This is a genomic window from Streptomyces sp. NPDC043996, from assembly GCF_056435225.1.
Map to the genome: position 1 here is coordinate 1 of NZ_JBWKEY010000028.1, position 25,459 is coordinate 25,459.

A 25,459-nucleotide genomic window follows, 5' to 3' on the forward strand; every position below is an offset into this window, starting at 1 on the left:
TCCGCTATGCGGTAACTCTGCGCTTCGCGCAGAGTGCACATCGGGGAATTCCGCTAAAGCGGAATTCGAAGAATCCCCCCTGCTTTTTCAGTAATGATAATTCGGGGGGCGCGCAAAAATTGCGCGCCCCCCGAAACTCTACTTTCGAGGATGACGGCGCGAGGATGGAGGATTTCCGTTCCTCCCGCGCAGATGTGACCAGTATCGCGGCCCTTGCCATCCGCATTCACAACGCATCAGCCAGGGATTATCTGACCCCGGGTAGCCGTGGAGGGGCGTCCAGTGGTTTTTCCTGAGGGTTTCCATTGCTCTGCGCGCGCTTTCGACGTTGCGCGGTGTGGCGGGCATTCGTGGGTGCAGCAGAGGCACCGGGCCGGTGGAGATTTCTGGACCCTCGTCCTTAGGGGTGGTGGCTTGGGGGGTCAGTAGGCCGATGTCGGCCATAGCGACGAGAGATGCGGCGGCGAGTGCTTTCCCGATGCTTCCCTTGCCAAATCGGGTTTCTGTCGACTGCCCAGCAGGTACGGAGTACCAGGCGCCATGCCACCGGTAGACGTAACCGATGTGCTGGCCAGCGAGGGTTACGGGGTATCGGCACTCCGCAGTGGCGTCGCCGAAGGTGTACCGGAAACCGGTCATCGGTGGTTCTCCATTCCGGGAATCCTGAGTCCGGCGTTCATTGCGTCGATGAGATCAGCGGCAGCCCACTCGAAAGAATTCAGAATGCCACTTTCGAATTCTGAGTCGAGGGGCTCGCTGAGGTAGTCGTCCAGGTACTCGTGGATTCGAGCGGCGGCGCTCTCCGGTTTCTCGACGAATCCCAGATTTCCGGCGGAGTCGACTACCCAGATGTTCCAACTGTCGAGGTCGATATCCCGGGGGTCCAGGATGTCGTGGCATGTGGCGCACTCGAAGAGTCGGTCTGACTGAATTCGGTACGTGGTCAGGCCGCCGCAGCTTGCGCAGGTGATAGGTGTCACAGGAGCAACCTTCTTGGGGTTCCTGGATCTGAGATGTGTGCCTTTTGGGGCCCTGCCCCCACTGTTTAGTGAGGGGGCAGGGCGTCACTCTGACGGTTCGTCAGTTGGTGGCGGGGCGCTGGTGGGGGATCTCGGCGTCGAGGACCTTGAGGTAGTGCTCGATGAGGGCGAGGGTGCGAGCCTCGGTGAGGCCCTGGGTGGTGCCGTGGTGGTCGGGAGACCCGGTGTAGACGGCGGTGCCGTGGAAGTCCTGGTAGACGGGCTGGAGGCTGGAGGCCAGCTTGGTGGCGCCCGGGTTGGCGGGCTGCCGGGTGAGGATGCCTTCCTCGTCGACCCACATGGTCAGGTCGGGGAGGTCGACGGGCTGGACGAGGCGGCAGCCGATGGCGGCGTAGAGGGTCTGGAGGTGGGCGCCGGTGCCGGTGGGCCAGTCGAGGACCTCGAAGGCGCCGTCGGTCTGGACGGCGAGAGCGTAACGGGCGTTCGGGTTCGCCGAGTTGAACATATCTGTCCCCTTTGGGTGGGTTGGTTTCGGTGTGCCGGTGGCTGCCACTGCCTCCGACGAAGAAAACAGTACAGGGCTTGAGTCATTCCCTGGGGAAGGGCGCGAGTCTTTGAGGGGTGTTTTTCTGGGACCGGTAGGCCGGTAGGCCAGAGCAGGTATGGAGGTAGGTTCTGCCTGCTCAGAGCCTTGCTTGAGGGGTGGCCTACTGGCCTACCGGGGCGGTCGCAGAGCGGCCGCCCCGGCGTGGGGTCACTGCTGAGGCGCCGTACGCTCCAGCGGGATACCCAGGGCCTTGCAGACCTTCACGGTCGCGGCGTCGAGGGTCTCGATGGCGGAGCCGGTCATGCCGGGCGCAGCGTCGCTCTCGCCGCTCTCGCCGGTGGCGTAGGCCGCGCCGCAGACGGTGATGCCGCTGAAGCCGAAGTGGGCTGCCAGGGCGCTGGCGAGGGGGTTCGCAGGGGCGCTGGTGACGGGGCGGTGGTGGAGTTCGAGGCCGTCGGCCAGGCGGAGCGTGGCGTAAGGGCGGGGCCCGTCGAGCAGCTGGTCGAGGTTGAGGACGGTGGTGCTGTCCTCGTAGGTGTCGCAGAGCACGCCGTCGGTGCACAGGACGGTGAAGCCGACGAGGCCGCGAAGGTTGAGAGCCATGGGTGGGGTTCCCCTCTGGGTGGGTTGGTTTCGGTGTGCCGGTGGCTGCCACTGCCCCCGACAAAGAAAACAGTACAGGGTATATATCACTCCATGTGGGAGAACACGGATTTTAGAGGGGTATTTTTTCGGCACCGGTAGGCCAGTAGGCCAGGGAGGGTGCCGGGGTGCATCAGACCTGATCACAGGCTGTTTGGTGGGGTGGCCTACTGGCCTACCGGGGTGGCTGGGGTGGCACTGCCCCCGCTCGCGCTGCGTGCTGGCGCTCTGCGCCAGCACGCCGAGGATCAGGCAGCGCGGAGCGCACGGGTGGGCGCGGAGCGCCTGCCCGGGTGCCTGATCCTGCGTGAGAGCGCGGAGCGCTCGGTCCCCGGGGCGCGGAGCGGCTCGGGGCACGCGGTGGGCGCGGAGCGCCCACCTTGGCGCGGAGGGGGCAGTGCCACCCCAGCCACCCCGGTAGGAACTGCTGTTTCTCGCTGCTCCCTGCTGCGCCTGCGGGGGGTCCTCTACCGGCAGTAGAGTCGAGGTATGGCAGACGAGACGAGCATCAAGGTGAGTGCCGAGACGCGTGACCGGCTCGCCCTGTTGGCGCAGGAGCACGGCACCACGATCCGCGGCCTGGTCGAGGAGCTCGCGGAGCTCCAGCCCACGCGTGAGGAGGCCTCGCAGCGGGTTGTGCAGGCTCGCGCGGAGGTTGCCTCAGCGCTGGGCAGGGAGCCGGGTGAGGAGGCGGAGGCGGCGGCCCGCAGGCTGCTGGAGCGCCTGGGTGCGCAGGGCCCGCAGGCGGCCGCCTAGTGGCCGCTATCGCCGTCGTCCTGGACCATACGACGGCGGCCGCTTTGTACGTCCCTGAGGGGGCCTACACGGACGCTGTGGCGGCCTTCTACGTCCAGGCGTCGGGCGGGCTGGGGAACCTCTACGCCCCGGTGCTCTCCCTGGCGGAGGGCGACGCTGAGCACCCCGGCCTGCTGGGGTACGTCGAGGCCTTGCGGTTCGTCACGGTCGAGCCGTTCGACGCCGCGGCGGCCCGGACCGCGGTGGGGCTGCGCCGTGCCGGCCACTCCTGGGCTGCGGCGCACGCGGTCCATGCCGCACTGCCCAGCAACGAGCACCCAGGCGGACGCTTCCTGCTCACGCTGGCGCCGGAAACGTACGAGGGCACTGGAGTTCAGGCAGTGCACCCGGGCCAGTAGGAGATCCGGGCGAGCCGTGGTACGTCAGTGCGCGGCTCGCGGCCTCTTGGTTCCGGCGCGCCGGTCGTTCAGCACGTTGACGACGGTGTCGGCGGCCGGGCGGATGCCGTGTGAGAGGTAGCGGATGCCGGGGCCTGCCGGGGGCTGGAGTTCACGGCCGAGGTGGGCACGGCCGGGGTCGGTGCGCCACCCGTACCGCTCATCCCAGACCAGTGACCCGGCCTTCGCCCCAGGGCCGAGGACGATGACGGCCGCGCTGATGGCCCCGGGGCGCACCTGGATGCTGGGCGCGCCCGTGAGGGGCACATCGGCGTCCCGCAGGGCTTCCAGGACGGTGTGGACGTACGGGGCGTCGCCCTTGCTGCGGTGCTGCGCGCGGGCCGTGGCGAGAGCGGTACGGGCCACGCGGGGCGGGTATCCGAGCTCCTCGGTGATCTGCTCCTCGGTCACGTCCTGGTGGTGGTCGAGGAGTTCGCCCACGCGCTGCGCTCGCAGTGTGGTGAGGGCGCGTTGCGCGGTGTCGGGGTGGACGCCGAGCTCGTCGGCGGCCTGCTCGGCCGTGATGTCTGCTTGGGCGTCGAGGAGCAGCGCGGTGCGCGGGAGCAGTTCCTCACGGGGCATCAGGTCACCGGTGCCGGTGGGGCGGCCGCCGCCGCTCCCCATTCCGGGCCGGTCCTCGATCCAGGCTGTGATGGCCCGGCGGGGGTGGTGCAGGACGCCCTTGACCGTCACCGCCTGCTCGGTGAGGGCGGGGTCGGTCTTGTAGACCTCCCAGGAGCGGGGGGCCACGCCGACGAGCTCGGCGGCCTCGTGGTGGTCCAGGAGGTCGTCGGGAGAGTCGGTGTCGGGCAGCGGGGGGATGGGTTTGCCGGCCTCGTAGGCGGCCAGCTGCTCGGCGTCGTAGAGCAGGACGCGGGCGCTGGGCGAGCTGATCGGCTCGGGGTGCCCCTCGCGCTTGTGCCGCTTCTGGTTGCGGTAGGTCCGCACGGACACGCCCGCGGCCGCAGCCACCTCGGTGAGTGTGCGCACGTGTTGTTCGCGTCCGGCGCGGATCATGGCGGCGGGTCCTTCCGGGAGGGCGGGCAACTGCCCGACCGTCGAGCCGCTGCCGGGGCAAAGCGTGAGCGAAAACAGTATGGGTATCTGGTCACGCCCGGCAACGGGGCGCGCTGCTTCAGAGCCAGTGGAAGAGGCGGCGGGCCTCGCTCGCAGCGGCGTAGAGGTTGTCGCTGTGGAGGCGGCCGTCGAAGTCGTAGGGGTCTGCCAGGCTCTCCATCACGGCGGTTGAGGCGGCGCTCAGGACGTCGGCGAAGGCCTCGTGTACTCCGGCGTCCTGGAGGGTGCGCACGACGGCTTCGTGGTCGGCCCCGTGGCGCTTGATGGCGTCGGCCAGCAGGCCGAGTGCGGCGGCTGCGGCCGGGGCGAGGTAGGCGAGTTCGTCGGTCTGGGGGGCGTGGTCGGCAGCGAGTTCGACGGCGGCGGGTGTGACGAGTTCCTTCGACGGTTCCATGACGCTCCTCGGGGCTCGGTGTCCTGATGGGGCGTGGTGTGTGGAGGCCTCGCCGTGGGCGGGGTGCACACGGCAGCGAAAAAACAGCATAGGGCATGAGTCATGGAGGCGGAAGAGGTTTCTCTGGCCTCGCCAGGGAGCACGGCTGAGCACGGAGAAACCGGTAGACTGCGAGCGGACCATCCCCCAAGGGGGTTGGCTTCGGTGGGCCGGTACCCGTGCCACCCGCTTCGGCGGACTGAGGGTACCGGCCTTTTTGCGTCCGTGGCTGCCGCCCGACCGGGCGGCAGCCACGGACGCCCGCAGGTCAGTACTCGTCCGGGAAGACGCCGCCCTTGGACGGGTTGAACTCGCCGATCTGGAACGACCGGATCTCTCCGAACTGCCACCCGGTGCCAGGCGCGTAGTGATCTCCGAAGGCGCCGTTGAGCTTGCTGATGGCTCCAGCATCGTCCCCGTTGAGGAACGCGTTGGTGGGGTCGGCCATCACGTCGTCGCGGAAATTCATGTTGATGCTGCGCCAGCGTTCGTCCTTACGGCGGCCGGTGTCGACCACGACCTTGGCCGACATGCTCAGGTGCGCGCCGCTGTTGGAGATACGGGCGGCGCGCCGGGAGCTCATCGCCTGCTGCCGGGCCTGCGGTGAGGCAACCACGCCCGCGGCAAGCTTGGCCTGGTTGCCGCGTGGCTTCTGCGCAGCGACGTGCATCTCCTTCGCGGCGTCGGTGAGCTTGCCGATGTGCGCGGCCTGCCGCTTGCCCGGGGTGCGGCCGCGCCGCTCACCGCGCAGCCAGTCCTTGATGGTGCGCGGCTTCACGCCTGCGGCACGCGCGGCCTGGTCCACGCCGCCCATCTCCTTGATGGCCTGGCCGACGCTCTTGGGCGTCTCGCGTTCCTCGCGGCGCAGCCAGTCCTTGATGGTGCGCGGCTGCACTCCGGCGATGCGGGCCGCCTCGTCGACGCCGACGAGGTCGACGCGCTCGCGCACGGTGCGCGGCAGCTTGCCGATCCACGCCTGCCACAGGACCTGTGCCTGGTTGCGGATCGCCATCAGAGCTCCCCTCCGTTCCAGTCCTCAGCCGGAGTGAACGCGCTGGCGGTGGGGAACCACCGGCGTCCGGGCCGCAGGTGGGCGAAGATGTCCTCGGCCAGGGCCGCGCCTTCGGGCTTGAAGTTGCCCAGATCCTTCTCCATCTTCAGGCCGGGCACGGCGGTGGCGAAGTCGGGGTCGTCGGTGACGTAGGCGAGCATGTCGGTCTTCACCGCGATCGGCCACATGTGGTGCTCCTGCCCCACCCGCAGAATGGTGCGCGCCAGATTCGCCTGCTGCGCTGCCAGCACGGCCTGTTGCACATCGGGCCGGAACGTCTCGGAGTCCTCGGTGCCGTACTCCGGCCGGGCCCGCAGATGATCGCTGTTGAACAGCCCGATGGAGTTGGTGTAGACGTCCTTGAGCGTCGCGGCGACCAGCTCGTCGGTGTCCGGCGTCAGCGACTTCCGGGCGATGGCGAGCTGCCGGTACCAGGGCTCCAGCATCCGGTAGTGGTCGGGCCACACCCACGACTCCAGGATCTCGATGTCGGCGTCCAGGTCCTTCGTCGCGTAGGCCAGGGTGGGCGTCTGGTAGAGGCGTGGGCTGCCGTCTTCGCGGCGTGGACCGAACGGGTCGAAGCATCCCCACTGCTCCCACTTCGGCACACGAGCCAGATGCAGACCGGGCACTGTCGGGTCGAAGGCAGGGCCCTTGCGGTGTTCGACCTTGCCCCGGCCTACCCTCAGCGAGCTGCACACCGACAGGTACGAGGCGCGCGCGTCGAAGAGCAGCACGAAGCGCTTGCTCAGTTCCTCCTGGGTGGGCTGACGGTCCCACACCTTGGCCACGTACAGATTGCGCCGTTCCATGAGGACCGGGGGCATCTGCGCGGGTTCCAGCGGTGCGGCGCGGCGTCCCTTCTTGGGGCGTGTGGCGCGCAGCAGGTCGTGGCCGGTGACGCCGGGGGTGGTGCGGTAGGTGATGCCGATGGTGTCGGCGAGCTGCTGCAAGCGGCGGGCGAGCTCGGACGGTGCGGGGTCGTCCTCCAGGAACCGCGTCATGAGCGCCACGTGCGGGATGACCACGAGCTGCGCGCTGAGGTTGCGGACGTCGCCAGGGCGCTCGCGCCAGATACGGGTGGGCGACCCCCACTTGGTCACGGACCAGCCGTCTTCCCGCGCGCGGGCCAGGAAGGGGTGGTCGACGTGCTCGGCGAGGAAAGCACGGCGTTCCTCGGCCGGGCCGTCCTCGGGCACGGGCAGGCCGAGCGCTTCGGTGAGGTCGGCGCTGATGTAGATCTGCCCGTCGTCCGGGCGCCACTTCTTCGAGGCCCCCGTCCCGCGGTGGGCACCGCCGTGCCCCAGACCGAGCGTGTCGACGAACTGGGCCAGGTGCCCGGCGTGCAGCTCGTCGAGGGGCGGCAGCGGGTGCACGGTGCCGTCGGGCAGGTACAGGCCGTCGGTGTGGGCGACGGCGGCCGCCGCGCGCCATGGCGACGTGCTGGCCTCGGGGGCGTCGTCCTCGTCCTGGTCCTCGTCCTGGTCCTCGTCGCCGGGGGCGGTGGCGGTGGCGCCGTGCTCGTCACCCAGCTCGTCGATGAGCGGCTCGTCGAGCGGGGAGGCCTCGTCTGTACCGGCCGGGGTCTCCGGCCCGGGGGCGGGCGCGCCCGCGTCGGCCGGGACGGGGGGTGCCTCAGGGGGTGCTGGATCGGTGGGGTCGGGAAGTGGGGGCGCCTCCGCCTCGATGACGAGAGCGGGCGGAGCTGCCGAGGCCGGCGAGCCGCCCGCGGGGGCCTCCGTCGGCTCCGGGGCAGGAGCGGAAGTCTCGTCCGGGGCAGGGACGTTGACGGCGGCGAGCGCGGACAGGTCGAAGAGCGGGTCGGCCTGCGGGGTGGGAGGGGCGGGCGGGCGGCCGGGGCGCGCGCCCTGGCCGGGGCCGCCGTCCTCGTCTCCGTCGAGGTCGAGGGCGGCGGCGGGCAGGTCCCACACCCGGCGGCGGCCGCCGGGCATCGGGCGGCGTGCCTTGACCCACCGGCCGTTCTTGCTCGTCTCGTACTCCACCTCGATGACCTTGGCCTGGCGCAGCGCTTCGGTCAGGACGTTCGCGGTCACCGTCCAGGGCTCCTGGAGGTCGGCGGCCATGCGCAGCGCGATGCTGGTGGCCTGCTGGTGGTCCAGCCACAGCCGCTCTTCGCGTGTGCCGTCCTCGCGAGTAACGGTGGTGACGACCCCCAGCCGTACTCCCCCGGCGCGCAGCACGGGACGGCCGGGGTTGGCCGGGTCCTCAGCGGAGTTGTCGCTCACGCTCCAGCCGTAGCGGAGCGCGGTGTCGTGGTTGGCGGGACACTTGCCGTCGGGGCCGGTGAGGTAGGCGTGGCGTCCGGCGAACGCGGTGGACAAGTAGCCGAGCAGCTTGCGGTGCATCGTCTGGTTCTCCAACAGGTTCCGCTCGCGGTCGCAGGCATCCAGCAGTCCGGACCAGGCGAGCTCCCACCACTGTGCCGACTCCTCCACCGTGATCGCGCCCACTTCGGTGAGATAGCGCAGCAGCATGTGCCAGCCGGTCGCGAAATGTCCCAGGTGCTCGGCGGGGCGGTCACCGCAGTAGGGACGCAGCTGGGAGGCGTAGGCGTTGGCGAGGCTGCGCACGGTGGTGCAGTGCGCCTCGTAGTCGGCCGCGACCCACCGGATGTAGGAGGCGGTGAGCAGCGCGCACTCGTGGGCGAATGCGGGGTCGGACATCCGGGCGAGCTCGTCGAGGTTGATCTCCGCGCGGTTCATCTGGATCGTCAGCATGCGCTGCTGCGCGGACTCCGTGGAGGCGAGCACTTCGGACGTCTGGATGAGGGAGCCGCGCGGGCCGCGCTGGTCGTCGAGTTCGAGTTCGCCGTCGACCTGCTTGAGGCGGACGCGGCCCTCGCCGTTGTACTGGGTGCGGCCCATGCGGCTGGTGCGTACGGCGGCATCCCGCACGGACCGGTCCGGCGCGGAGTCGTCGCCCATCACCAGGGCGTCCTTAAGCCGGTACAGGACCTCGGTCGTACCGAGCTGGGTGGAGCCGGTGTCGGAGATCGACAGCAGGCTCTCGTTGCGGTCCAGCTCGGGCGCGTAGTGCCGCAGGACGAGGGTGCCGATGCCGGTCTTGCCGGAGCCGGGCAAGCCGGTGAGACAGATCGAGCTGGGGCACCGGTAGTAGGGCGCGCGGAAGGCGAGGCCGAGCAGAGCCACGGTGGCGAACTCGGGGGTGTACTGGGGAATCTGGAGCGAGTGCAGCGCGGCCTGGCGGATGCGGGCCGGATCGGCGCTGGGAGCGGGCAGGGCCATGAGGGACAGGCGGCCGGGGAACCGGGTGCGCAGCGGCATGTGCCCGGCCGCGGTGATGCCGCCCCCGGCGTGTACGTACATCCACTGTCCGGCCGGGGTGCGACGCCATCCGGTCGCGGCGTAGACCGGGACGCGTTCGGCGTCGGTGCTCACCTCGCCGATGGCGGTGGCGACCTGCGCGAGCGCGTTGCGGGTGCGCTTGAAGTAGATACCGGGCCAGGGCAGATCGTGCAGCCATGACCCGTCGTCGAAGGCCTTGCGCGTGACCCGCATGAGCACAGGCTGGTCGAGGTGCTTGGGGTGGACCAGGCGCAGCACGTAGCCGGTGGTGGGGCGCTGCTCGATGACCTCGTCGAGCTCCTGGTCCTCGTCGGCGTCGAGGGCGGAGGGTCTGGCGGGGCGGTGCGCGTCGGCGTCGCCCAGGTCGCGGGTCTCGATGCGCACGATGCGCGCGTCGCAGCCCAGGACGGTGGTGAAGCTGGTCTCGAACAGCGTGTACCCGTCGTCGTCCTGGGGCACTTTCCTGCGGGTGACCTGGACGATTTCACCGTGCCGGACGGTGTACTCGTCGCGCTTGTTGGGCCGTCCGTCATCGCCGGGGAACGGCTCGCCCTCGCCGAGCGGCACGGCAGGGTCGGCCGCGGTGGGGTGGGTGAGGATCTGCGCGTCGTCGGGCTCGGGGACGGCGACCAGGTCCTCCAGGGCGAGGCCTGCGGCGAGATGGTCGACCAGGTCCGCGCCCTTGGCCTCCAGGGGGGTCTGAAGAACGCGGACGGAGGCGGCATGGGCCAGCAGGGACTCCCGCGCGTCCCAGGCGGCTTTGTGGCCGGGCTCGTCGCGGTCAGCGAGGATGACGAGGTGCTGCCCGGCGAGCAGCGGCGTGTGAGCGGGGTTCCAGCGCGTCGAGGCCGAGCCGGGCTTCGTCGTGGCGAGCAGGCCGAGCGACTCGGCGGCCGCGACGACCTTCTCCCCCTCCCCCAGGTACACCGTGGACCCCTTGGGCGCGGCGGCCAGCTCGGGCGTGCGGTACAGCGGCGGGTTGTCCGGCATCTTCGGCTCGGTGCCCATCGCGTCGCTGTCCTCGACGGGGCGCTCCCACGAGATCCGCTTCGCAGGCTTGGCGCCGTCGGCGCGGCAGGTCGCGCACCCGGCGCACTCGCGCCGGATCTTGTGTCCGGCCAGGACACCGTCGGCGTGTACGTACGCGTACCGGGCCGCCTCGCGGTACGGTCCTGCGCAGGACGCCTTGGGGTCCTTCTTCTGGGTGGCCTTCTTCTGAGGTACCGGCTTGACGCTCCGCCCGCGCCGCGCACGTGGGACGGGACGGCGCCACTGGCTCTTGCGGTCCTCGGGCATCGGGTCGTCGTAGAGGTCGGAGAGCTCCAGGCCGACAGCGGCGACGACGTCGTACGGGTCGCATCCGGCGTGGCAGTGGATGACCGTCTTGCGGTCGGCAGGCTTGTAGTCGACGGCCAGTGAAGGCTCGGCATCGTCGTGGTGGGGGCAGGTCGCCTTGACCTTGTGCTGTCGCTGTGTCGCGATCCGTGATCCAGCAGCGGTCAGAGCGGAAACAAATCGGTCGTATGACCCTGCGGTCTCGGCGAACGGGGCCGACATTGCTACCCTTCGAAACGTTGGGCAGACACGCACCCGCCGGTTGGTACCCGGCGAACACAAGCCTTACGTGACAGGTGGGCGGACGAGTCGCTTGGTAAGGGCGTCCCGTCGTTGGTGTGCGGTCAGCTTTGGCGAGGTCTCCGGGTGGTGCCGGGGGCCTCGCTTTTTTGCGGGCCCGTCGCTACGGCTGACCGCGTGCGGTCTAAGGACTCATGCCACAAGTCCCTCGCTGGTGTCGTCCGTCTTGGCGCGGCCGCGCCGACGTCGCCAGCTGTGCCCGCGGGCCCCGCGAGCTTGCAGCTTCTCCTTGCGGATATTGGCGATCTCTTCGGCCACGCGCTTCTGGAGCTTCGGGTCACCGTCGTGCAGACGGAGCACGGCGCGCAGGATGTCCGTGGTGGAGGCGGCGTTGAGCACGCGCGCGTCCTCCAGGAAGTTGTACTCCAGCAAAGGAAGATCAGCGGTGACACGCGAGGTGTCACGGACCTTAGATCCGTCGTCCTGTTCCTGCTGACTCATCCCAACCGACCCCCAATGAACTTTTACTGACTTGAGCCTGAAGGCTAACGGGTGATGGGGAGATCATAGAGACTCACGCGCCGCGTGTCGCCATTGATGTTTGAATTGGCGTCACCCATTCTCACCTGTCACGCGTGCCACGCTGACCCCTGCGACACAGCTTCCCGCCCGGCGGGGCCCTCCCCCGGGCGGAGTGTCAGGCGGGTCCCGCAGGGCGGCACTTCGGTACGGCTTCGCCAAATCACGTGCTGGCAACTCGCATTGCGGCGGCGAAGGGCTCCGGGCCGTAGGACAGGCTGACATGGTGTGATGGGTGAGAACGACAGTCGCCGAACGGTTAACGACGTGGCAGGGGGTGCGGGCATGGGCGCGCAGGTGATGGCCATCGCGCTCGCCGAGGACGGGCGCAGCTGGGTCAACGGCAACGAGGTGGCCCGTGCCGTCGACGGCACCCTCGACGGCGCGCGTGCTGCCGCTCTTCGCCACGTCGGGCACATCGCCCGGCAGAGCAGGCGCCCCGTACGTGTCGAGGCCACGGAGCCGGACGGCCGCCTCTGGCACTTCGTGGTCGGCCCGGACGGTGCCGTGCTGGAGCCGGATGAGGCCCGCGTCCTGGCCGACGACCCTGATGCCCTCGATGTCCCGCCCGAGCTGGCGGCCGCCGTCGACGAGATCAGCGCTGCGGTAGCCGGCGGGCGCGAGCACATCGCGATGAAGCTGGCGCGGCGCCTCGCCGACGACCTGGCCGACGAGTACGGACTCGTGCACCCCCTCAGGCTGCGCGCCCTGGAGCTGCGTGCCCATGCCGCCTACGCCTGCGGCATGGCGGGAGTCGGGTGCGAGCTCTACATCGAGGCCGCCCGCGGGTGGCAGGACCTGGGCAGCACCGAGTGCATCGCGGAGGCTGTCCAGCGCGCCTACGCGCTGTGGCACCAGGTCCAGGACGAGCCAGCACGGATCGTGTGGCTCGGTGAGCAGCTCGTCGAACTGCTCACCGAAGGAGGAAGCGCGCGGACCCGCACGGCTGCTGGCGCGGTCCTGCGCCGCATCGACGAGCTGCGCATCGACGGGGTCTGAGCTTGTCGTTTATCTGCTGTCCCGCTTCTCCGCGAGGGCTCGGCTGTCACTCTTGTGGGGGATCGACGGAGGCCCCGGAGAGCAAGACGATCCGCAGAAAGCCATGGAGACCGGACGTGTGAGCGCGTCCGGTCTCCATGGCTTTCAACGTGCGCACATGCCACGCGAGGCCCGCACCACACAAGTGGGTGCGGGCCTCGCTGCATGTCTGGAGCTCTGTGCCGGAGTTGCGGGACGGCTTCTCATGTGGGGGTACGGCCTGCCCCTGACGTCCACCACGGCCGTATGCCCCCGGTGCGACGGACGCGCCCCGAGCTGCCGATGGGTGCCCTACCCCGAGTGCACCGGCCTGTCCGACAAACGCACCCGCTGACACCCCACGGCACTACGGTGCCGACAGGACGACAGGCCGCCCCCACCGGTAGTAGGGGCGGCCCGCCGCCTCCATCATCACAGACCAGGAAGACACCACCCATGACACAAGCCGCCCCCACCCGATGGGTGCCACCGGACCCCCGAGAACTGCCGGAGTGGCGCGCACAGCTCGTCGACTTCACCGCGTCGAACCCGTCCAACATCACCATGCGCGAGGCGATCCGCGCGGGCCGCTGTTCCATCGTGCCCACCATGCGCAACGCGCCGATTGCGGCCGACACCCTCGCCGCGATCCTGCTAAACAAGGCCGAGCGCGCCCGGCTCGAACAGGCCGAGTTGTACTACGCCACGGCGGACATGACGGCCCTGGCCCTGGCCGCCGCCGCCACCCCACCCCGGGAGCGGGTGAGCATCGACCGCCTGCCAGCGGAATCCGGGCTGATCGTATTCGGTGAACCCATCGGCGGTTACGTCGAAGACGTCGGGGCCGCCCTGGCGGACACCCTCGCCGCCCGGCCCGGGGTGGATGCCAAGGTCACGACACCGATCGTGGCTGTGTCGTGGACCGCGTGGACACCGGAGGACGTGAACGTCGAGGGCGCCCCGGTGACCTGGGGCCACGCCACCCGCGACGGGTACGCCGCGATTCCGCCCGGCACCCGGGGTATCTGGGTGACCTACTACAGTCCCCGGAACCTGTTCTCTGGCCTGCCTCCGGAGACCGTGCTCGGCACGATGCGGGACGGGTCAGTCATGACGGCCGGGATGGTCGAGGCGCAGCGCCACAGTGTCCCCGGTGGGCCGCTCAACTGGGACAACGAAGTGTTGCTCATCGAGGGGGCCGAGTTCGCCCCGGCCCGGCCCGACACCACCGACGTATGGACGCACACCCTCTACACCGCGTGGCAGCTCATGACGGCTGCGGGCGGCACCCGGTGGGCAGAGGTGGAGGAGATCCCCCGGGAGCGGTCCGGCAGGAAGCGGGACACCCGGCAGGGCATCACGGGACTGTCGACCGTCCGCGTCGTCAACGTCCACACGACCCAACGGCCGCCCCGAGAGGCGGCCGACGCCGACGCCGCAGCGAGCACCGGCCGCCGGGAACCGTCGTGGTCCTGCCGGTGGCCGGTGCGCCCGTACCGCCGGTCAACCTGCCTCAACCCCGGCGGACACGCGGCCGGGGACTGCCAGCACGAGGACCGCATCGTTCCCGGGCACATCAAGGGCCCGCAGGGTGCGCCGCTCCGCACCGGCAGCACCGTGCATCTGTGGGACCGGCAGCCGCAGGCCGAGGCGTAGCGTCCTCGTCCGACGACGCCGAGGGCCCCGTCGCGCGTGCGGCGGGACCCTCGTGTTGATGGAAGGGCAGGACTCGGCTCCATCGAGCTTCCTCCGGGCGGCGTGCAGATGGAGCGTCGCTGAGGCGGGCGCCCGAACACACCCAGCCTGAGCTTGACGATCTATAGAAGCTTCAGACTCGAGCTGAGCAGGAGTCGAGCGGAGACACAGAGAGACCCCCCGGCTCCTGGTCGTGGTGTTGGGCAGACACGGAGCCGGGGGGTCGCTCGGGGTGTGGCAGAAGGCCGATCGCGTGCGGGGTGGACCGGCCTTCTGCCGGGGTGCTCTCGGCCTGCTTGGCACGGTGAGCAAGCCGAGAGCAGCTGGGAGGCCTACTCAAGGACTGCGGCCGCGCCGCGGTCGGGTACGGCGCGGTCGAGGTATCGCCTGCGGGCTGAGGAGTCGATCTTGTTGATGCCTTTTCGGAGCGTGCCCAGTGAGTGGTACAGCGTGTCCATCAGCCGGTCGGCTTCCTCCAGCTGCTTCAGCAAGGTCGACTCCGTCGGCTCCCAGACGCCATCAGGGGCACTCGACTTGACGAGGGCGAACCACTGCGCCGCGGCGTCATCCATGAGCGCACGGAACTCGGCGCGCTCCTCCTGGGTGTAGTCGCTGGTGGCCAAGGTGGGAAGCCGGTGCATGGGGGTCTCCGTGACGCTGCGTTTGGTGAGCTGGGCTGGTGATGGCTTCTCGGACAGGTCCCTGATTTCGGGGTTCCACTCGAAGCCGCCCCCCAGGGGGCGCAGCCAGGTCCGGGACATCTGGCGGGTTTCGTGCGGATAGTTGAGTCCCACGACTTCGCCCCAGCGTTCCAGCCGGTGATCGAAGACGCGGGCTCCGTCGTATAGCCAGTCGGGCAGTTCAGGGAGGTGTGAGGGCGGCATGTCGTGTCCGAGTGAGACGGGTGAGATGGTGAGCTTCACCCTTCCGCTGAGAGCCTCGCGGCGGAATGCAGTGGCACCGGCGCAGCACCGAAGTTTGACCGAACTTTCTTGCCTGACCTGGCCGTTGAGGCATGCCGCGGAGTGGAAGACTGGCGCCATGGCTGAACTCAACGGCGTACCCGTGACCCCCGAAGCCCTGAAGAATCTTGCTCTTACCAACTACGGACACTTCACCAGCATGCGCGTGGACGACCACAAGGTGCGGGGCCTCTCCCTCCACCTCGACCGCCTGGAGCGGGATGCGCGCACCGTCTTCGGAGCCGAGCTGGACCGTGAACGGGTGAGGTCCCTGGTACGGCAGGCAGTCGCAGGGCGTCCCGGCGCCTTCGTCACCCGGGTGACGGTCTTCGACCCTGACCTCGACATGGGGCACCCCGGGGACGCAGGTCAGCCGCAGGTCCTGGTCACCACCCGCCCCGCAGGACCCATGCCCGCTCCCCCGCTGAAGGTCAAGACGTTTCAGTTCACCCGCGACACTCCCGCGGTGAAGCACATCGGCCTCTTCTCCCAGCTGCGGCTGAGGCGGGAAGCACAGCTCGCCGGCTTCGACGACGCGGCGTTCACCGAGCCCGACGGCCGCATCTCGGAGGGTGGCACATGGAACCTCGCCTTCGTCGACCACACGGGAACGGTGATCTGGCCTGACGCCGAGGTCTTGCCCGGTGTGACCAAGGCACTCCTGGAGGACGTTCACGACCAGAGCGTCACCGCCCCGGTCACCGTGAGCGGCCTCACCGGGATGCGTGCCGCGTTTGCCACCAACACGAGCATCGGCGTGCGCACGATCACGGCGGTCGACGACGTCGAGTTCGACGCGGACCACCCCGTGCTCGGCAAGCTGCGGCAGCTGTACGCCGAGATCCCCGGCGAGGAGCTGTAACCGCAGCCGCAGGCAGGAGTTGATCACTAAGACGGGAGAGGAAAGGGGAGCCGCATGCCGCTGGTGACGTTATGGACGGGACGCGAAGTCAAGGCCCTGCGCGCCGCAATGCGGCTCACCCTTGTCGACTTCGCCGAGCTCATCGGCGTGAGCGACCGCATGATCTCCAACTGGGAGGCAGCGGGAACCGAGATTCAACCCAGGATGATCAACCAGGCGTGCCTGGACCGGATGCTCGCGAACGCTGCCGCCGACGTCCACGGACGCTTCATCGGCCTCCTGGAAGGAGAAGGCGGCAGGACGACCACCGTCACGGAAGCGGTGGCGGCCCCGGTCCTGGCCACCGAACCCGTACGACACTCGGCCGACGGCAAACTGATGACCTCGGTCCCGGAGGGGATCTACCTCAGCGGCAGCGCCAACGAGCCCGTCTGGGTCGACGCGTTCCTGATGGACGTGGTACCGGTCACCAACGCCGACTACGCCCGATTCTGCGCGGCAACAGCCCACGCCGCTCCGCGGCACTGGGAGGGCAAGCGGTGCCCCCGGAGCCTCTACGACCACCCCGTGGTGTGGGTGACCTGGAGCGACGCCCACGCCTACGCCGCGTGGGCGGGCAAGCGGCTCCCGACCACCCACGAATGGGAGAAGGCCGCCCGCGGCACCGCAGGCGACGTCTACCCGTGGGGCAACCAGCGCACGGCCGCGAAGTGCAACGTGCGCGAGAGCAGGATCGGCAGCACCACACCGGTCAGCCGCTACCACAGTGGAGTGAGCCCGTACGGCGTTTACGACCTGTGCGGCAATGCCTGGGAATGGCTCAGCACCGAGACGGTTCCGGGGCGCTACGAGCTCAAGGGGTCCGCGTTCACGTCCCCGTTCTTCCGGTGCGCACCGTCCACCTACAACGATGCCGATGCCGAGATGCTCGACGACGACACGGGGTTCCGGTGCGTTGCGGACGCTGCTTCGGACTCATCCCCTGGCGGGGGCGACGGGGCACGCTAGAAGAGATATTGAAGGTGCGGCACCGATGATCCGGTACCGCACCTTTGTGTTTCCCGCAGGAAACTTGTCGACGAGTCGAGAAGGTCAGGCTGTGCGCCGGGGAAAGCCGAGCGCAGTGGCCACCTTGTTGTACTCCTGGGCCGGCATGCTGTTGGGCGCCAGAATCGGCACGGGGCATTCGTCCCGGTAGATCTTCGGGACTTCCCCGGACCAGTGCACGAGCGGCAGCAGCTTGTCGGCGTAGGCCTCTTGGATCTCGGCGAGGGTGCGGCGGTGCTCTGCTTTGCCAAACGAGGAGTTGGGTGCGCAGCAGACCAGGAGGTTCCGCATCTCGGGCTGGATGCCTTTGACGGCGTACTTTCTCAGGTCCCTGATTTCCTGGAGCTTCTTCTCCAGTCGGACCAGCGCGCCGCCCTCCTTGTAGGTGCAGAGGATCGGGGGCAGGACTTCACCGTCGACGTTCTTGTCGAGCGCGACGAACGCGGTAACGGTGGCGCGGCCGTAGGTCGCGGGGCAGTCGATGAGGACAACATCCCACTGTCCGTCCATGTCGGCCAGGCCGTCACGGATCCAGTACGAATCGGCGTATTTGGGGTCGTTCAGGAGCCGCTCTGTTTCGTCGATGTCGGGGTCGTCGACGTTGCCGGGCACGACGAAGACGTTCTCGATGACCTCGTAGGCGGCGTCAGGGTCCTCGGGGTCGATGTCATCGACCAGGTAGCGGGCGGGGACGACGGCGTCTTCAAGCGCGATCTGTTCCTTCATCACGTCGGTGACGCCCTTTTGCCCGGGTCGGAAGGTGCCGTACCCGAGGACCTGACTGGAGTTGCACTGGGCGTCGAGGTCGATGACCAGAACTTTGTAGCCGCGTCCTCCCAGAACTGCGGCGAGGCTGGTGCAGGAACTGGTCTTGGCGGTTCCGCCTGCTTTGAGGGCGAGAACGATAACGCGTGTCTTTTCGAGGACCCGGGTGCGGGCTTCGTGCGTCGTCGTGGCTGTCATGGATGTATCTCCGGGAGCGGAAGAGAGGCGGTCACGCCTCGGAGGTGACCAGGCCGAGCAGCTCTTGCTCGTACGCGGTGGGCTGGTAGGCAAGAGCCTTGCTGGTGATCAGGAACTTCAGGTGGGCCCGGTCGCGGTCGTCCCAGCCGGGATCGTTCTCGGTGGCACGCACCTCGTTGGTGGCCAAAGCGATGGCGAACGCTGATCGCCGCTTGAGGTTGGCGTCACCGCCCGCAGCGATCTTGGAGAAGTAGGCAGAGGGCTGCTCGATCGCCGGGCCCTGATCCAGAGCGCGAAGCCACGAGTGGGCGAGGGCGGCGGCACCCTTCCACTCGGCAGGGTTGAGGACGGCGTTGACCAGTAGCGCGGACAGGTCGGGTGCGGTGGCGTACTTCTCCTGGGAGAGCAGTGTCTGACAGGCAAGGGCTCGGCGCTGGGCCGACTCCTTCGCTGCTGCCAGCCGGTCTTGCTCCGCGGTGTCCGCCTTCGGGGCCGGGTCGGGGGCTTCCGCCTCAGGACCGTGCTCCTGGTCCTCGCCGCCGCCCGCGTTCTGGTGAGGGAACGGCACCGCCGGTGCATCTTCCTTGGCATGGCCTTCGTCGAGCTCGGTGGGGTCCGACTCTTCCGTGCGGGCGCGGTGTTTTCTGGGGGAAACACCATCAGCGGCGCCCTGGGTGGTGGTCTTGTCGGCGGCCTCAGGCGCTGTGTTTCCTGCGGGAAACACAGCGGACGACATCTTGAGGCGGCTCTTCGCGGCCTCGGCCGTGATGCCCTCGGTCGTCATCCAGGCGAAGGCGCGCAGTTGCAGCTTGTGCGCGGCCTCGGAGTCGTTGCGCTTCTTCGTGTCCCGGATCGTCGACAGGACGTATCCGTCGCCGTGCGACATCCTGCGTTCGTGGACCTGGGTCTGGATCTCCTCGGGCAGATCCAGGAGGTTCAGGAACTTGCTGACCGTTCCGCGGTTGCTGTAGCCGGAACGCTCCGCGATCTGCTCGCCGGTCAGACCGCGCTGGCGCAGCAGGTCCAGCTGAAGGGCCTGCTCGATGGGGCTGAGGTCGTCGCGGTCGTTGTTCTCGGAGATCAGGTTTTCTTCGACGGTGCGGTCTTTGGCCCACTGGTCCCGCAAGATCAGCAGCATCGGTTTGCCGGTCGCGAGCGCGGCCGCGTGCCGCCGGTGCCCGGGGCCGAGGATGTAAGTGCGCTGCGGATGGGGGATCTTGTCGGCCCACTCCGGGTACTGCTCCATGAACAGCTTGGTGTGCATGGCGGCCCCCGGGGTGTGCACCCCCTGCCGCGCCACGCTTGCTTCCATCTCGTCCATGTTCCGCAGCGCAAGACGGCGGTTCATGGGGTTGGGGCTGATGTCGGCCGGATCGTGTTCGAACAGCTCGCCGTCTTCCGGCTCCAGGTTGTGAATCCCAGAAGGGTCGCCGTTTGCGGTGGCCCCAGTGGCTCCGACGCCAGCCTCGTTGCGCGCGTTGCTGAGCTTCTTGCCTGCGTCTCGCTTGGGCCTACGGCGCTGCGTCGGCATGGGGTCCTCCGGGGTGATGCTGCTAGCGACTGCTCCGAACCCTAGCGGGCGCCGAGCTCGGTGCAGGCTGCGACGGGTGGAAGTCCGCCTCTCGGCCGGATCTGCTGGCTTCCTCTTGCCGTGTATGCCTACTCGGTCCACAGCAGGTAGAGGCCGATGGCGACGGGGTCGGGGTCGATGCCGGCGAGGACCCATGAGTAGAACTCGTGGGCGCTGGTGAGGTTCACGACGATGTCGCGGTTGTCGTCCTCGTAGGGCTCGCTGATGGCGCGAAGGTCCCAGCGGAACCCCATGGGCGTCGTCTGGATGATGCGGCGTCCGTGGAGGCTGCTGACGGTGCGGGCGGGTACGGGGGTGCGGACCCCGGGCTGCTCGGGCCGCGGGGCGAGGCGGCGCAGCAGGAAGTCGGGCCCTGGCGGCTTCGGTTCGGCGGCGGGGTCGAAAGCGAGCCGGTGTTCGATGTGGACCTGGTCGAGGGGGACCTGGCGGGAGTGGACCGGGCGGCCGGGGTGGACCTTGGTGCGCCAGTAGTCGATTTCCGGGACGACGTCGACGTATGGCGTCGTGGTGTCGCGGTGGACGTCGCCAAGGATGCGCAGGTCGTACATGGTCCCGGTGCCCGGGTCGGAGATGATCGCTCGGGCGCCGTGGAGGTCCGGGACGTTCGCCGCGGGGACGGGGACGGCGGGCGGGGGCACGGCGTGGTACCACTCGGCCCCTTCGATCTCCAAGCGCGGCAGGTCCATGCCCGCAGTATCCCGCTGTGCGTGCGGGAGGCGGAGAGGCGGGGTGGAAGAGGAAACGGGAAACGGGCGGCCGCTTCAGCGGCCGCCCGTCTCGGTGTGGTGGCCTACGTGGTGGGCGGGGTCAGAGAGATCCATCGGGGCGCAGGGGACAGGCGGTGACCGATGCGGGCCAGGGTGTCCTTGCAGGGTGCTTCGGCGCCAACGAGGACGACTTCGACGCTGCGGGCGTGGTCCCAGCGCACGGCGTCCTCGGCCGCATGCTGAGGGCAGCCCGGGGGCCGCTCGGTGATGAACGCGTCGTGCACGAACACGCGCACGCGGCCGTCGCCGTCGCACGGTGCCCCGGCGCCGAGTCGGCATCCTCCGGTTGCTGCTGACTTCGCGGTGCGGACCAGGCGCCACCCGACGGGGGCCAGGGTGCTGAAGAGGTGTCCGGCGTCGGTGGCGTAGGTGCGCCAGCGCAGGCGGTCGACGCACACACGCACGCGCTCTGCGGCGGCCACCGGCAGAGGGTCGGAGCGCAGCAGCCGGTGTGCTTCGTCGAGCAGTGCGTCGACCGCCGTACCGGCGGAGCTGCCGGGGCGGGGGAGCTGTGCGGCGAGGTAGGCGGCGAGGGAGCGGACCTCATCGTCGGTCGGGTCCTCGGGCCAGTCGGTCGTGACGTAGTCGGGTACTGCGGCTCGCATGGAGTCCTCCTTGGATGCTGCTGGGTCGGTCGCCTTGTGTCGGGCAGGGCCACGGGTTAACGCTGGTGGGCAGATGTGAGGCGCCTGGGGCAGGTGGTGTGTGGTCAGCCGTTCCGGCGCGCGGCGGCCTGCTTGATGGCGCGTACGTGCTGGGGCTGGAAGATCTTGAGGTCGCGCCGGGCGAGGGTGAGCTGGTGGCTGTAGTGCTCGACGAGTTCGAGGACGGCGCGCGCGGCCGCCATGTCGCCGCCTGCTGCGTACGCGGCGGTGAGATGTGCGGCGTCGTCGGTGAGCCCGTCGAGGAGCGTTTCGCGCTGCCGCAGGTAGTGCCAGGTGAGCCGGGGTTCGACGGGGGCGGTTTCGGCGTCCAGGACGGCGAGCCGGTGTGAGGCCTGCGCTAAGCGGCGCTGGAGCTGGCGGATGTGGTTGTTGTGGGTGGTGTGCATCAGGGTGCGCTCCTGACAGTCGGGTGGCTGGAGCCGGTTGTCCGGTCCGTGACGAGGGCCGGGCCGCAGGGGGTCCGGTCCTCATCACGGACCGTCAGCGGGCGGCCTGGAGCCGGTCGGTGAACGCGCGCAGGACTGCGGCCTGCTCGTGGTGGTCCGCGGCGCTGAGTTCGTGGTCGGGCAGCTGGTGGCCGCACGCGGTCAGCAGCTGCTCCAGCTGGACCAGGAGGGCCGGGAGCCGGGAGAGGAGGGGGCTGGTGCGCCCGTCCTCGACGGCCTGGGTCACGGCGTGCAGCAGGGCGGCCGCGTCGAGGAGGTCTTCCTCCGCGGGCTCCAGGACCTCGTCGGCGTCGTCGACGTCGCTGAGTTCGACGAGAGGCAGGGGGCGGTCACTCACGGGTGAACCTCGCTTCGGGAGCGGCTAGTTGGTGTACGGGGGCAGGGCGGCGGAGGCCCTGGCGGTGAGTGCTTCGACGGCGCGGCTGTTGCGCTGGTGGGGGATGGCGGTCAGGGCGGCGCGCAGATCACGGGCCGCGACGATGAGCAGGTCGCCGTCGTGCCGGATGCGGCCGTTGGGGACCGTGGCGCCGTGCACGGCGATGACCGCGTGCACCGGCACTCCCAGCTCCTTGGAGGCCTTCGCGGCTTCGCTGCGGACGGTCTTGATCGCTTTGGGGTAGCCGGTCTTGCCCAGGTACAGCACGTCGCCGCGCACCGCGACCGTGCCGCCGCCGCGGGTCGTCTTGCTGTCGATGCACAGGGCCCCGCGGCCGTCGGGCACGAGCGCCAGGTGGTCGAGGTTGGCCCGGGTGCCGGGCAGGGCCCGGTCGTGCAGGACGACCCATCCCGCGCGGCGGGTGAGCCGCTCCAGGATCTTCGCGGTTCGACGCTCTCCCCAGGCGCCCCGCTCCCAGCGGATCACGTCGGGGCTGGGCTGGTAGATCCGGCGCAGGATCAGGTAGGGGGCGAGCGCGGCGGCCAGCCACGACATGAGGCCGGGCAGGACCAGGCCGGTGAACAGGGCCGCGACCGGCCATGTGGCGAGGGCCAGCGGCAGCCAGCGGGCGGCACGGCGGTGCTGGAAGCGCAGCTCTTCACGGCGCAGGGCGGCAGCGTGCCGCTGTGCGGAGGCGCCGGGCGTGCCCCGTACAGCGCGGGCGGGAGCGCTCACGACTCCTCCCGGGGCAGGCCGATGACGCTGTCGAGCACAAGCACGGGGGGCTGCCACAGGCCACGGGTGCCCGTGCAGTACACGGGCACGGTGTGCACGCGCACGCTTGTGATCTGCCAGTGCCAGCAGGCGTCTGCGTCCCAGTGCTCTCCGCCGGAGGGCTCGCAGCACACTGTGCCGGTGGCGTCGAGGGCGGCGCGGTGGCAGCCGGTCAGGCGGGCGCTGCCGACGAGGGCCTGGCGGTAGAGGGGCATGCCGGGATCGGTCTGTTGAGCCTGCTCGATGAGCGGTTCGTCGGCGTCCCGGGCGGCGTGCAGGAGCAGCAGGCCGCGGAAGGGGGTGCGGCGGCCGCGGTTCTCGATCCGCTTGCCCAGGTGCAGGATGGCGGCGGTCCACGGCTGGCGGATGGTCAGGGCGCGCACGCGGTGCAGGGCTTCGTCGACGGCGTTCTGCAGGACGTTGTGCCCGAGCTCGTCGACGGCCTGGCGGGCGGCGGCCCGGCGGTCGCGGGTGAGCTCGGGGTACCTGCCGGCCTCCCAGTGGAGGGTCAGGCGCATGCGGTCGAGTCCGCCGAGCAGCTCTTCGGCGATGGCCTCGGCGGCCTGGGGGAGCGCGGGGGTGGGGGAGAGGGTGAGCGTGCTCGCGGCGAGCGAGTCGGCAAGGTCGTGGGTGTGGAGCCGGGATGTGGTGATCACGGCAGGGTCCTCCCGGTGAGGGTGGGTGGGCAGGGACCCGGCCGGGCCGGAGTGTGTTGGGCAGACGCGGCCCGGCCGGGGGACTGTGGAGTGTCCGGATCCCCGGCCGGAGCACACGGACGTGCTCCGGCCGGGGCGGGCGCGGCCTAGGCCTGCTCGGCCTCGCGCTCGGCGATGTAGGCGTCGGCCTTCGCGCGTGCCAGCCGCTTGCCGCCTGTGGACATGGGGGCGCCGAAGGGCGAGCCGTCCGGCCCGAACAGCAGCCACTCGCTTGCCAGGTCGGTGTAGCCGGTGGTGAGTTCCCACCAGCCGCTCGTCGTGTGGCGGCGCATGGTCGTGTCGCCTTCGTTGAACCAGCCGAGCCGGTCGACGTAGGTGTGCGTCCGGGCGCGTTCGCGGTGCAGTTCGCGGATCGTGCGCTGCTCGGCGAGCTGGTCGGGTTGCCGGGTGTGCACCCAGAGTTCGACGGGCCAGAGGTAGTGATCGAAACGGGCGCTGAGCTCGCGGGCCCCGTGGGGGCGGCGGCGCAGGCGGACGGGGCCCCGGAAGGTGCGGTGCACGGCGGCGACGGCGGCCACGGCCGCGGTGCGGGACCAGTCGGCCAGTGCGAGCTGCCCGCGCACGGTGCCCGACTCGGCGATCTCCCAGGAACTGACGCGCGGGAGGGTGGGGTTGAGGAGCAGTTTTTCGATCGTGCGGGCGGCGCCGAGCTGGGTGGCGCGCCGGTACTCGGCCTCGGATTCGGTGCAGGTGAGCGTCACAGCGGTCACCGCCCGACCGTGGTGGCGGGGCGGGGCGCGCTCATGACCTGGCGCCAGATCCGCTGTTCGGCCAGGTTGGCGAAGCGGTGCCACTTCTCGGCGCTGCGGGCCCGGGTGGGGGCGTCCTGCGGGGCGTAGATGGGCATGAGCGGCTGCTGCGCGACGTCGGCGGCCTGATAGGCGTCGTGGAGCTCGGCGTCGTCCCCCACGGGACCGGGCACCGCCAGGGTGGGGCTGGTAGTGACGCTGATGGACGCGGCGGCCGCCTGCTGCCCGTACCTGGCGAGGTCGGCGAGCAGGGTGCTCGCGGCGTAGGCGTAGAGACGGGCCGCGCGGTGCCAGACGATCGAGAGTGCTCCGTCGAGTCCCTGGTGTGCGTAGGCGATGCCGCTGAGGGCCTCGCTGTAGGGGTGCCGGTCTCCGCATCCGTACTGGCTGACGGTCACGGCGTGCGGGGTGTCGGGGATGTCGGGGCTGTGCGCGTCTTTCTGGAGAGCCTCGGCGGCGGCGTGTGCGCCCTCGTAGGCGGTGCGGGCGCGCTCGGCGGCCGCCTTGAGCGCGTACAGGCTCTCAGCGATGGAGTGCGCCCACTCGGGCGGGCGGGGGTGCGTGGGGTCGAACATTGCGTCTCCCTGGTGTTGGGCAGGGTGTGCGGTTGGCCGTGGCCTTCGTGCGGGCCGCCCGGTGGTGAGCCGGGCGGGGTGTGTCCCGTTCGAGGGCCGGTGCTTCTCAGTCGGTCTTGAGCAGTGCGGAGACGGTTGCGCCGCTGACGGCGAGCAGGGTGCCCGCGTCGCGGACGGACACGCCCAGGCTGGTGAGGCGCCGGGCGAGCGGTACCGCTGCGGTGCGGGCCTGCGCCGCGATCCTTTCGGCTTCGCGGCGCAGGTCTCGGGCGTCTGCCAGCTCGCCGTCGAAGGCGTCGTCTCCGGTGCTGGCGGTGACGTTCAGCGCGAGGTCCTCCGGGCGGAGGCCGGTGTGCTGAGCGATCAACTTGGCTACGCGGGTCTGGAGTTGGGACAGCGAGCGGTTCGTGTCCCTCACCTCGGGCAGTTCGTCGACGCTGGCCTGCCACAGTCCGCCTGTGGTCAGGACGGCTCGGACGTTATAGCTGCGCGAGGTGTTGGTCATGGGTCAGCGGTTCCTCTCGATGAGGACCCCCACGCAGCGCGCGACGGCGAGCAGGTCGTCGTCCTCGGTTCCCGGCGCGGCGGTGCTGCGGCGGACCTGGTCGGCGAGCTTGGGTACGACGTCGGCGGCGACACGGATCACGGACGGTGCATCCGTGTCGACGGCGAGCTCGGCCGTGATCCGCGAGACGTCGTGCGCCAGCTGGGGGTCAATGGGGTTGGTGGTGAGGGACAATGGAGCGCCTCCTAGCGAGGTGGAGGGGCGCGGCGGTCGTTGGTAGCGGAGCCGTGCCCCTCGCGTGTGCGAGGCCGGATATCCCGACCCCTCAATAGTGTTCAGGTCCCTA

At 69.9% G+C, this 25,459-nt stretch carries 28 protein-coding genes; 7 read left to right on the plus strand and 21 right to left on the minus strand.

All coding sequences use genetic code 11. From position 1 onward, the window contains the following. A partial coding sequence (locus AC07A4_RS41295) for a hypothetical protein (protein ID WP_478609758.1) occupies nucleotides 1-296 on the plus strand: 296 nt, incomplete at its 5' end. Between the two features lie 339 nt (nucleotides 297-635). Here AC07A4_RS41295 and AC07A4_RS41300 read toward each other — a convergent pair. The 3 genes from AC07A4_RS41300 to AC07A4_RS41310 form a co-directional block, all read right to left on the minus strand. Continuing rightward, nucleotides 636-980: a hypothetical protein gene (locus AC07A4_RS41300; protein ID WP_478609761.1), complete on the minus strand. Its 345-nt coding sequence runs from the start codon at nucleotides 978-980 to the stop codon at nucleotides 636-638. 100 nt (nucleotides 981-1,080) lie between these two features. After that, a complete protein-coding gene (locus AC07A4_RS41305) occupies nucleotides 1,081-1,485 on the minus strand; it encodes a DUF3846 domain-containing protein (protein WP_478609764.1) in 405 nt (134 codons plus the stop codon). 249 nt (nucleotides 1,486-1,734) lie between these two features. Beyond that, on the minus strand, nucleotides 1,735-2,130 hold the full coding sequence (locus AC07A4_RS41310) for a hypothetical protein (RefSeq protein WP_478609767.1): 396 nt from the start codon (nucleotides 2,128-2,130) through the stop codon (nucleotides 1,735-1,737). 528 nt (nucleotides 2,131-2,658) lie between these two features. Between AC07A4_RS41310 and AC07A4_RS41315 the strand changes: the two genes are divergently transcribed. Next, on the plus strand, nucleotides 2,659-2,925 hold the full coding sequence (locus tag AC07A4_RS41315) for a hypothetical protein (RefSeq protein ID WP_478609770.1): 267 nt from the start codon (nucleotides 2,659-2,661) through the stop codon (nucleotides 2,923-2,925). Beyond that, nucleotides 2,925-3,323: a PIN domain-containing protein gene (locus AC07A4_RS41320; RefSeq protein ID WP_478609773.1), complete on the plus strand. Its 399-nt coding sequence runs from the start codon at nucleotides 2,925-2,927 to the stop codon at nucleotides 3,321-3,323. The genes AC07A4_RS41315 and AC07A4_RS41320 overlap by 1 nt, the downstream gene beginning before the upstream one ends. A 24-nt stretch (nucleotides 3,324-3,347) precedes the next feature. Here the strand turns inward: AC07A4_RS41320 and AC07A4_RS41325 are convergent, their stop codons facing one another. The 5 genes from AC07A4_RS41325 to AC07A4_RS41345 form a co-directional block, all read right to left on the minus strand. After that, nucleotides 3,348-4,379: a DUF6292 family protein gene (locus tag AC07A4_RS41325; protein WP_478609776.1), complete on the minus strand. Its 1,032-nt coding sequence runs from the start codon at nucleotides 4,377-4,379 to the stop codon at nucleotides 3,348-3,350. A gap of 118 nt (nucleotides 4,380-4,497) precedes the next feature. After that, nucleotides 4,498-4,833 carry a hypothetical protein gene (locus tag AC07A4_RS41330; protein WP_478609779.1) on the minus strand — a complete coding sequence of 112 codons (336 nt, stop codon included), beginning with the start codon at nucleotides 4,831-4,833 and terminating at the stop codon, nucleotides 4,498-4,500. 307 nt (nucleotides 4,834-5,140) lie between these two features. Then, nucleotides 5,141-5,884, minus strand: a complete 744-nt coding sequence (locus AC07A4_RS41335) for a helix-turn-helix domain-containing protein (RefSeq protein WP_478609782.1) — start codon at nucleotides 5,882-5,884, stop codon at nucleotides 5,141-5,143. Beyond that, nucleotides 5,884-10,806 (minus strand): hypothetical protein, encoded by a 4,923-nt coding sequence (locus tag AC07A4_RS41340; protein ID WP_478609785.1) that lies wholly within the window; start codon nucleotides 10,804-10,806, stop codon nucleotides 5,884-5,886. Before AC07A4_RS41340 ends, AC07A4_RS41335 begins: the two co-directional genes overlap by 1 nt. 210 nt (nucleotides 10,807-11,016) lie before the next feature. Continuing rightward, nucleotides 11,017-11,325 (minus strand): hypothetical protein, encoded by a 309-nt coding sequence (locus AC07A4_RS41345; RefSeq protein WP_478609788.1) that lies wholly within the window; start codon nucleotides 11,323-11,325, stop codon nucleotides 11,017-11,019. Nucleotides 11,326-11,670: 345 nt separating this feature from the next. Here AC07A4_RS41345 and AC07A4_RS41350 point away from each other — a divergent pair, with 345 nt between their 5' ends. Together AC07A4_RS41350 and AC07A4_RS41355 are read left to right on the plus strand one after the other, a co-directional pair. Continuing rightward, entirely contained in the window at nucleotides 11,671-12,402 is a 732-nt protein-coding gene (locus AC07A4_RS41350; RefSeq protein WP_478609790.1) for a hypothetical protein, read from the plus strand. A gap of 474 nt (nucleotides 12,403-12,876) precedes the next feature. Further along, the gene (locus AC07A4_RS41355; protein ID WP_478609792.1) at nucleotides 12,877-14,076 is read left to right on the plus strand and encodes a hypothetical protein; all 1,200 of its coding nucleotides are present in this window, start codon (nucleotides 12,877-12,879) and stop codon (nucleotides 14,074-14,076) included. A 371-nt stretch (nucleotides 14,077-14,447) separates the two neighbouring features. Here AC07A4_RS41355 and AC07A4_RS41360 read toward each other — a convergent pair whose 3' ends face one another. Then, nucleotides 14,448-14,999, minus strand: coding sequence for a hypothetical protein (locus tag AC07A4_RS41360; protein WP_478609795.1), 552 nt, complete (start codon nucleotides 14,997-14,999; stop codon nucleotides 14,448-14,450). 157 nt (nucleotides 15,000-15,156) lie between these two features. Here AC07A4_RS41360 and AC07A4_RS41365 point away from each other — a divergent pair, with 157 nt between their 5' ends. Together AC07A4_RS41365 and AC07A4_RS41370 are read left to right on the plus strand one after the other, a co-directional pair. Then, nucleotides 15,157-15,939, plus strand: a complete 783-nt coding sequence (locus AC07A4_RS41365; RefSeq protein WP_478609798.1) for an aminotransferase class IV family protein — start codon at nucleotides 15,157-15,159, stop codon at nucleotides 15,937-15,939. Between the two features lie 54 nt (nucleotides 15,940-15,993). Then, nucleotides 15,994-16,947 (plus strand): SUMF1/EgtB/PvdO family nonheme iron enzyme, encoded by a 954-nt coding sequence (locus tag AC07A4_RS41370; protein WP_478609800.1) that lies wholly within the window; start codon nucleotides 15,994-15,996, stop codon nucleotides 16,945-16,947. A gap of 84 nt (nucleotides 16,948-17,031) precedes the next feature. Here the strand turns inward: AC07A4_RS41370 and AC07A4_RS41375 are convergent, their stop codons facing one another. The 12 genes from AC07A4_RS41375 to AC07A4_RS41430 form a co-directional block, all read right to left on the minus strand. After that, nucleotides 17,032-17,949, minus strand: coding sequence for a ParA family protein (locus tag AC07A4_RS41375; RefSeq protein ID WP_478609802.1), 918 nt, complete (start codon nucleotides 17,947-17,949; stop codon nucleotides 17,032-17,034). A gap of 31 nt (nucleotides 17,950-17,980) precedes the next feature. Next, nucleotides 17,981-19,480, minus strand: coding sequence for a ParB/RepB/Spo0J family partition protein (locus tag AC07A4_RS41380; RefSeq protein ID WP_478609804.1), 1,500 nt, complete (start codon nucleotides 19,478-19,480; stop codon nucleotides 17,981-17,983). Between the two features lie 128 nt (nucleotides 19,481-19,608). Next, nucleotides 19,609-20,226, minus strand: coding sequence for a hypothetical protein (locus AC07A4_RS41385; RefSeq protein WP_478609806.1), 618 nt, complete (start codon nucleotides 20,224-20,226; stop codon nucleotides 19,609-19,611). A gap of 104 nt (nucleotides 20,227-20,330) precedes the next feature. Next, on the minus strand, nucleotides 20,331-20,912 hold the full coding sequence (locus AC07A4_RS41390; protein ID WP_478609808.1) for a hypothetical protein: 582 nt from the start codon (nucleotides 20,910-20,912) through the stop codon (nucleotides 20,331-20,333). Nucleotides 20,913-21,016: 104 nt separating this feature from the next. Continuing rightward, nucleotides 21,017-21,358 carry a hypothetical protein gene (locus tag AC07A4_RS41395; protein WP_478609810.1) on the minus strand — a complete coding sequence of 114 codons (342 nt, stop codon included), beginning with the start codon at nucleotides 21,356-21,358 and terminating at the stop codon, nucleotides 21,017-21,019. 94 nt (nucleotides 21,359-21,452) lie between these two features. Further along, nucleotides 21,453-21,755: a hypothetical protein gene (locus tag AC07A4_RS41400; protein WP_478609812.1), complete on the minus strand. Its 303-nt coding sequence runs from the start codon at nucleotides 21,753-21,755 to the stop codon at nucleotides 21,453-21,455. 24 nt (nucleotides 21,756-21,779) lie between these two features. After that, nucleotides 21,780-22,529: a nuclease-related domain-containing protein gene (locus tag AC07A4_RS41405; protein ID WP_478609814.1), complete on the minus strand. Its 750-nt coding sequence runs from the start codon at nucleotides 22,527-22,529 to the stop codon at nucleotides 21,780-21,782. Beyond that, on the minus strand, nucleotides 22,526-23,224 hold the full coding sequence (locus AC07A4_RS41410; RefSeq protein ID WP_478609816.1) for a hypothetical protein: 699 nt from the start codon (nucleotides 23,222-23,224) through the stop codon (nucleotides 22,526-22,528). The genes AC07A4_RS41405 and AC07A4_RS41410 overlap by 4 nt, the downstream gene beginning before the upstream one ends. A 146-nt stretch (nucleotides 23,225-23,370) precedes the next feature. After that, the gene (locus AC07A4_RS41415; RefSeq protein ID WP_478609818.1) at nucleotides 23,371-23,994 is read right to left on the minus strand and encodes a hypothetical protein; all 624 of its coding nucleotides are present in this window, start codon (nucleotides 23,992-23,994) and stop codon (nucleotides 23,371-23,373) included. Beyond that, the gene (locus AC07A4_RS41420) at nucleotides 23,991-24,608 is read right to left on the minus strand and encodes a hypothetical protein (RefSeq protein ID WP_478609820.1); all 618 of its coding nucleotides are present in this window, start codon (nucleotides 24,606-24,608) and stop codon (nucleotides 23,991-23,993) included. Before AC07A4_RS41420 ends, AC07A4_RS41415 begins: the two co-directional genes overlap by 4 nt. Nucleotides 24,609-24,714: 106 nt before the next feature. Next, nucleotides 24,715-25,113: a hypothetical protein gene (locus AC07A4_RS41425; protein ID WP_478609823.1), complete on the minus strand. Its 399-nt coding sequence runs from the start codon at nucleotides 25,111-25,113 to the stop codon at nucleotides 24,715-24,717. Nucleotides 25,114-25,116: 3 nt separating this feature from the next. After that, a complete protein-coding gene (locus AC07A4_RS41430) occupies nucleotides 25,117-25,347 on the minus strand; it encodes a hypothetical protein (protein WP_478609824.1) in 231 nt (76 codons plus the stop codon). Between the last annotated feature and the right edge of the window lie 112 nt (nucleotides 25,348-25,459).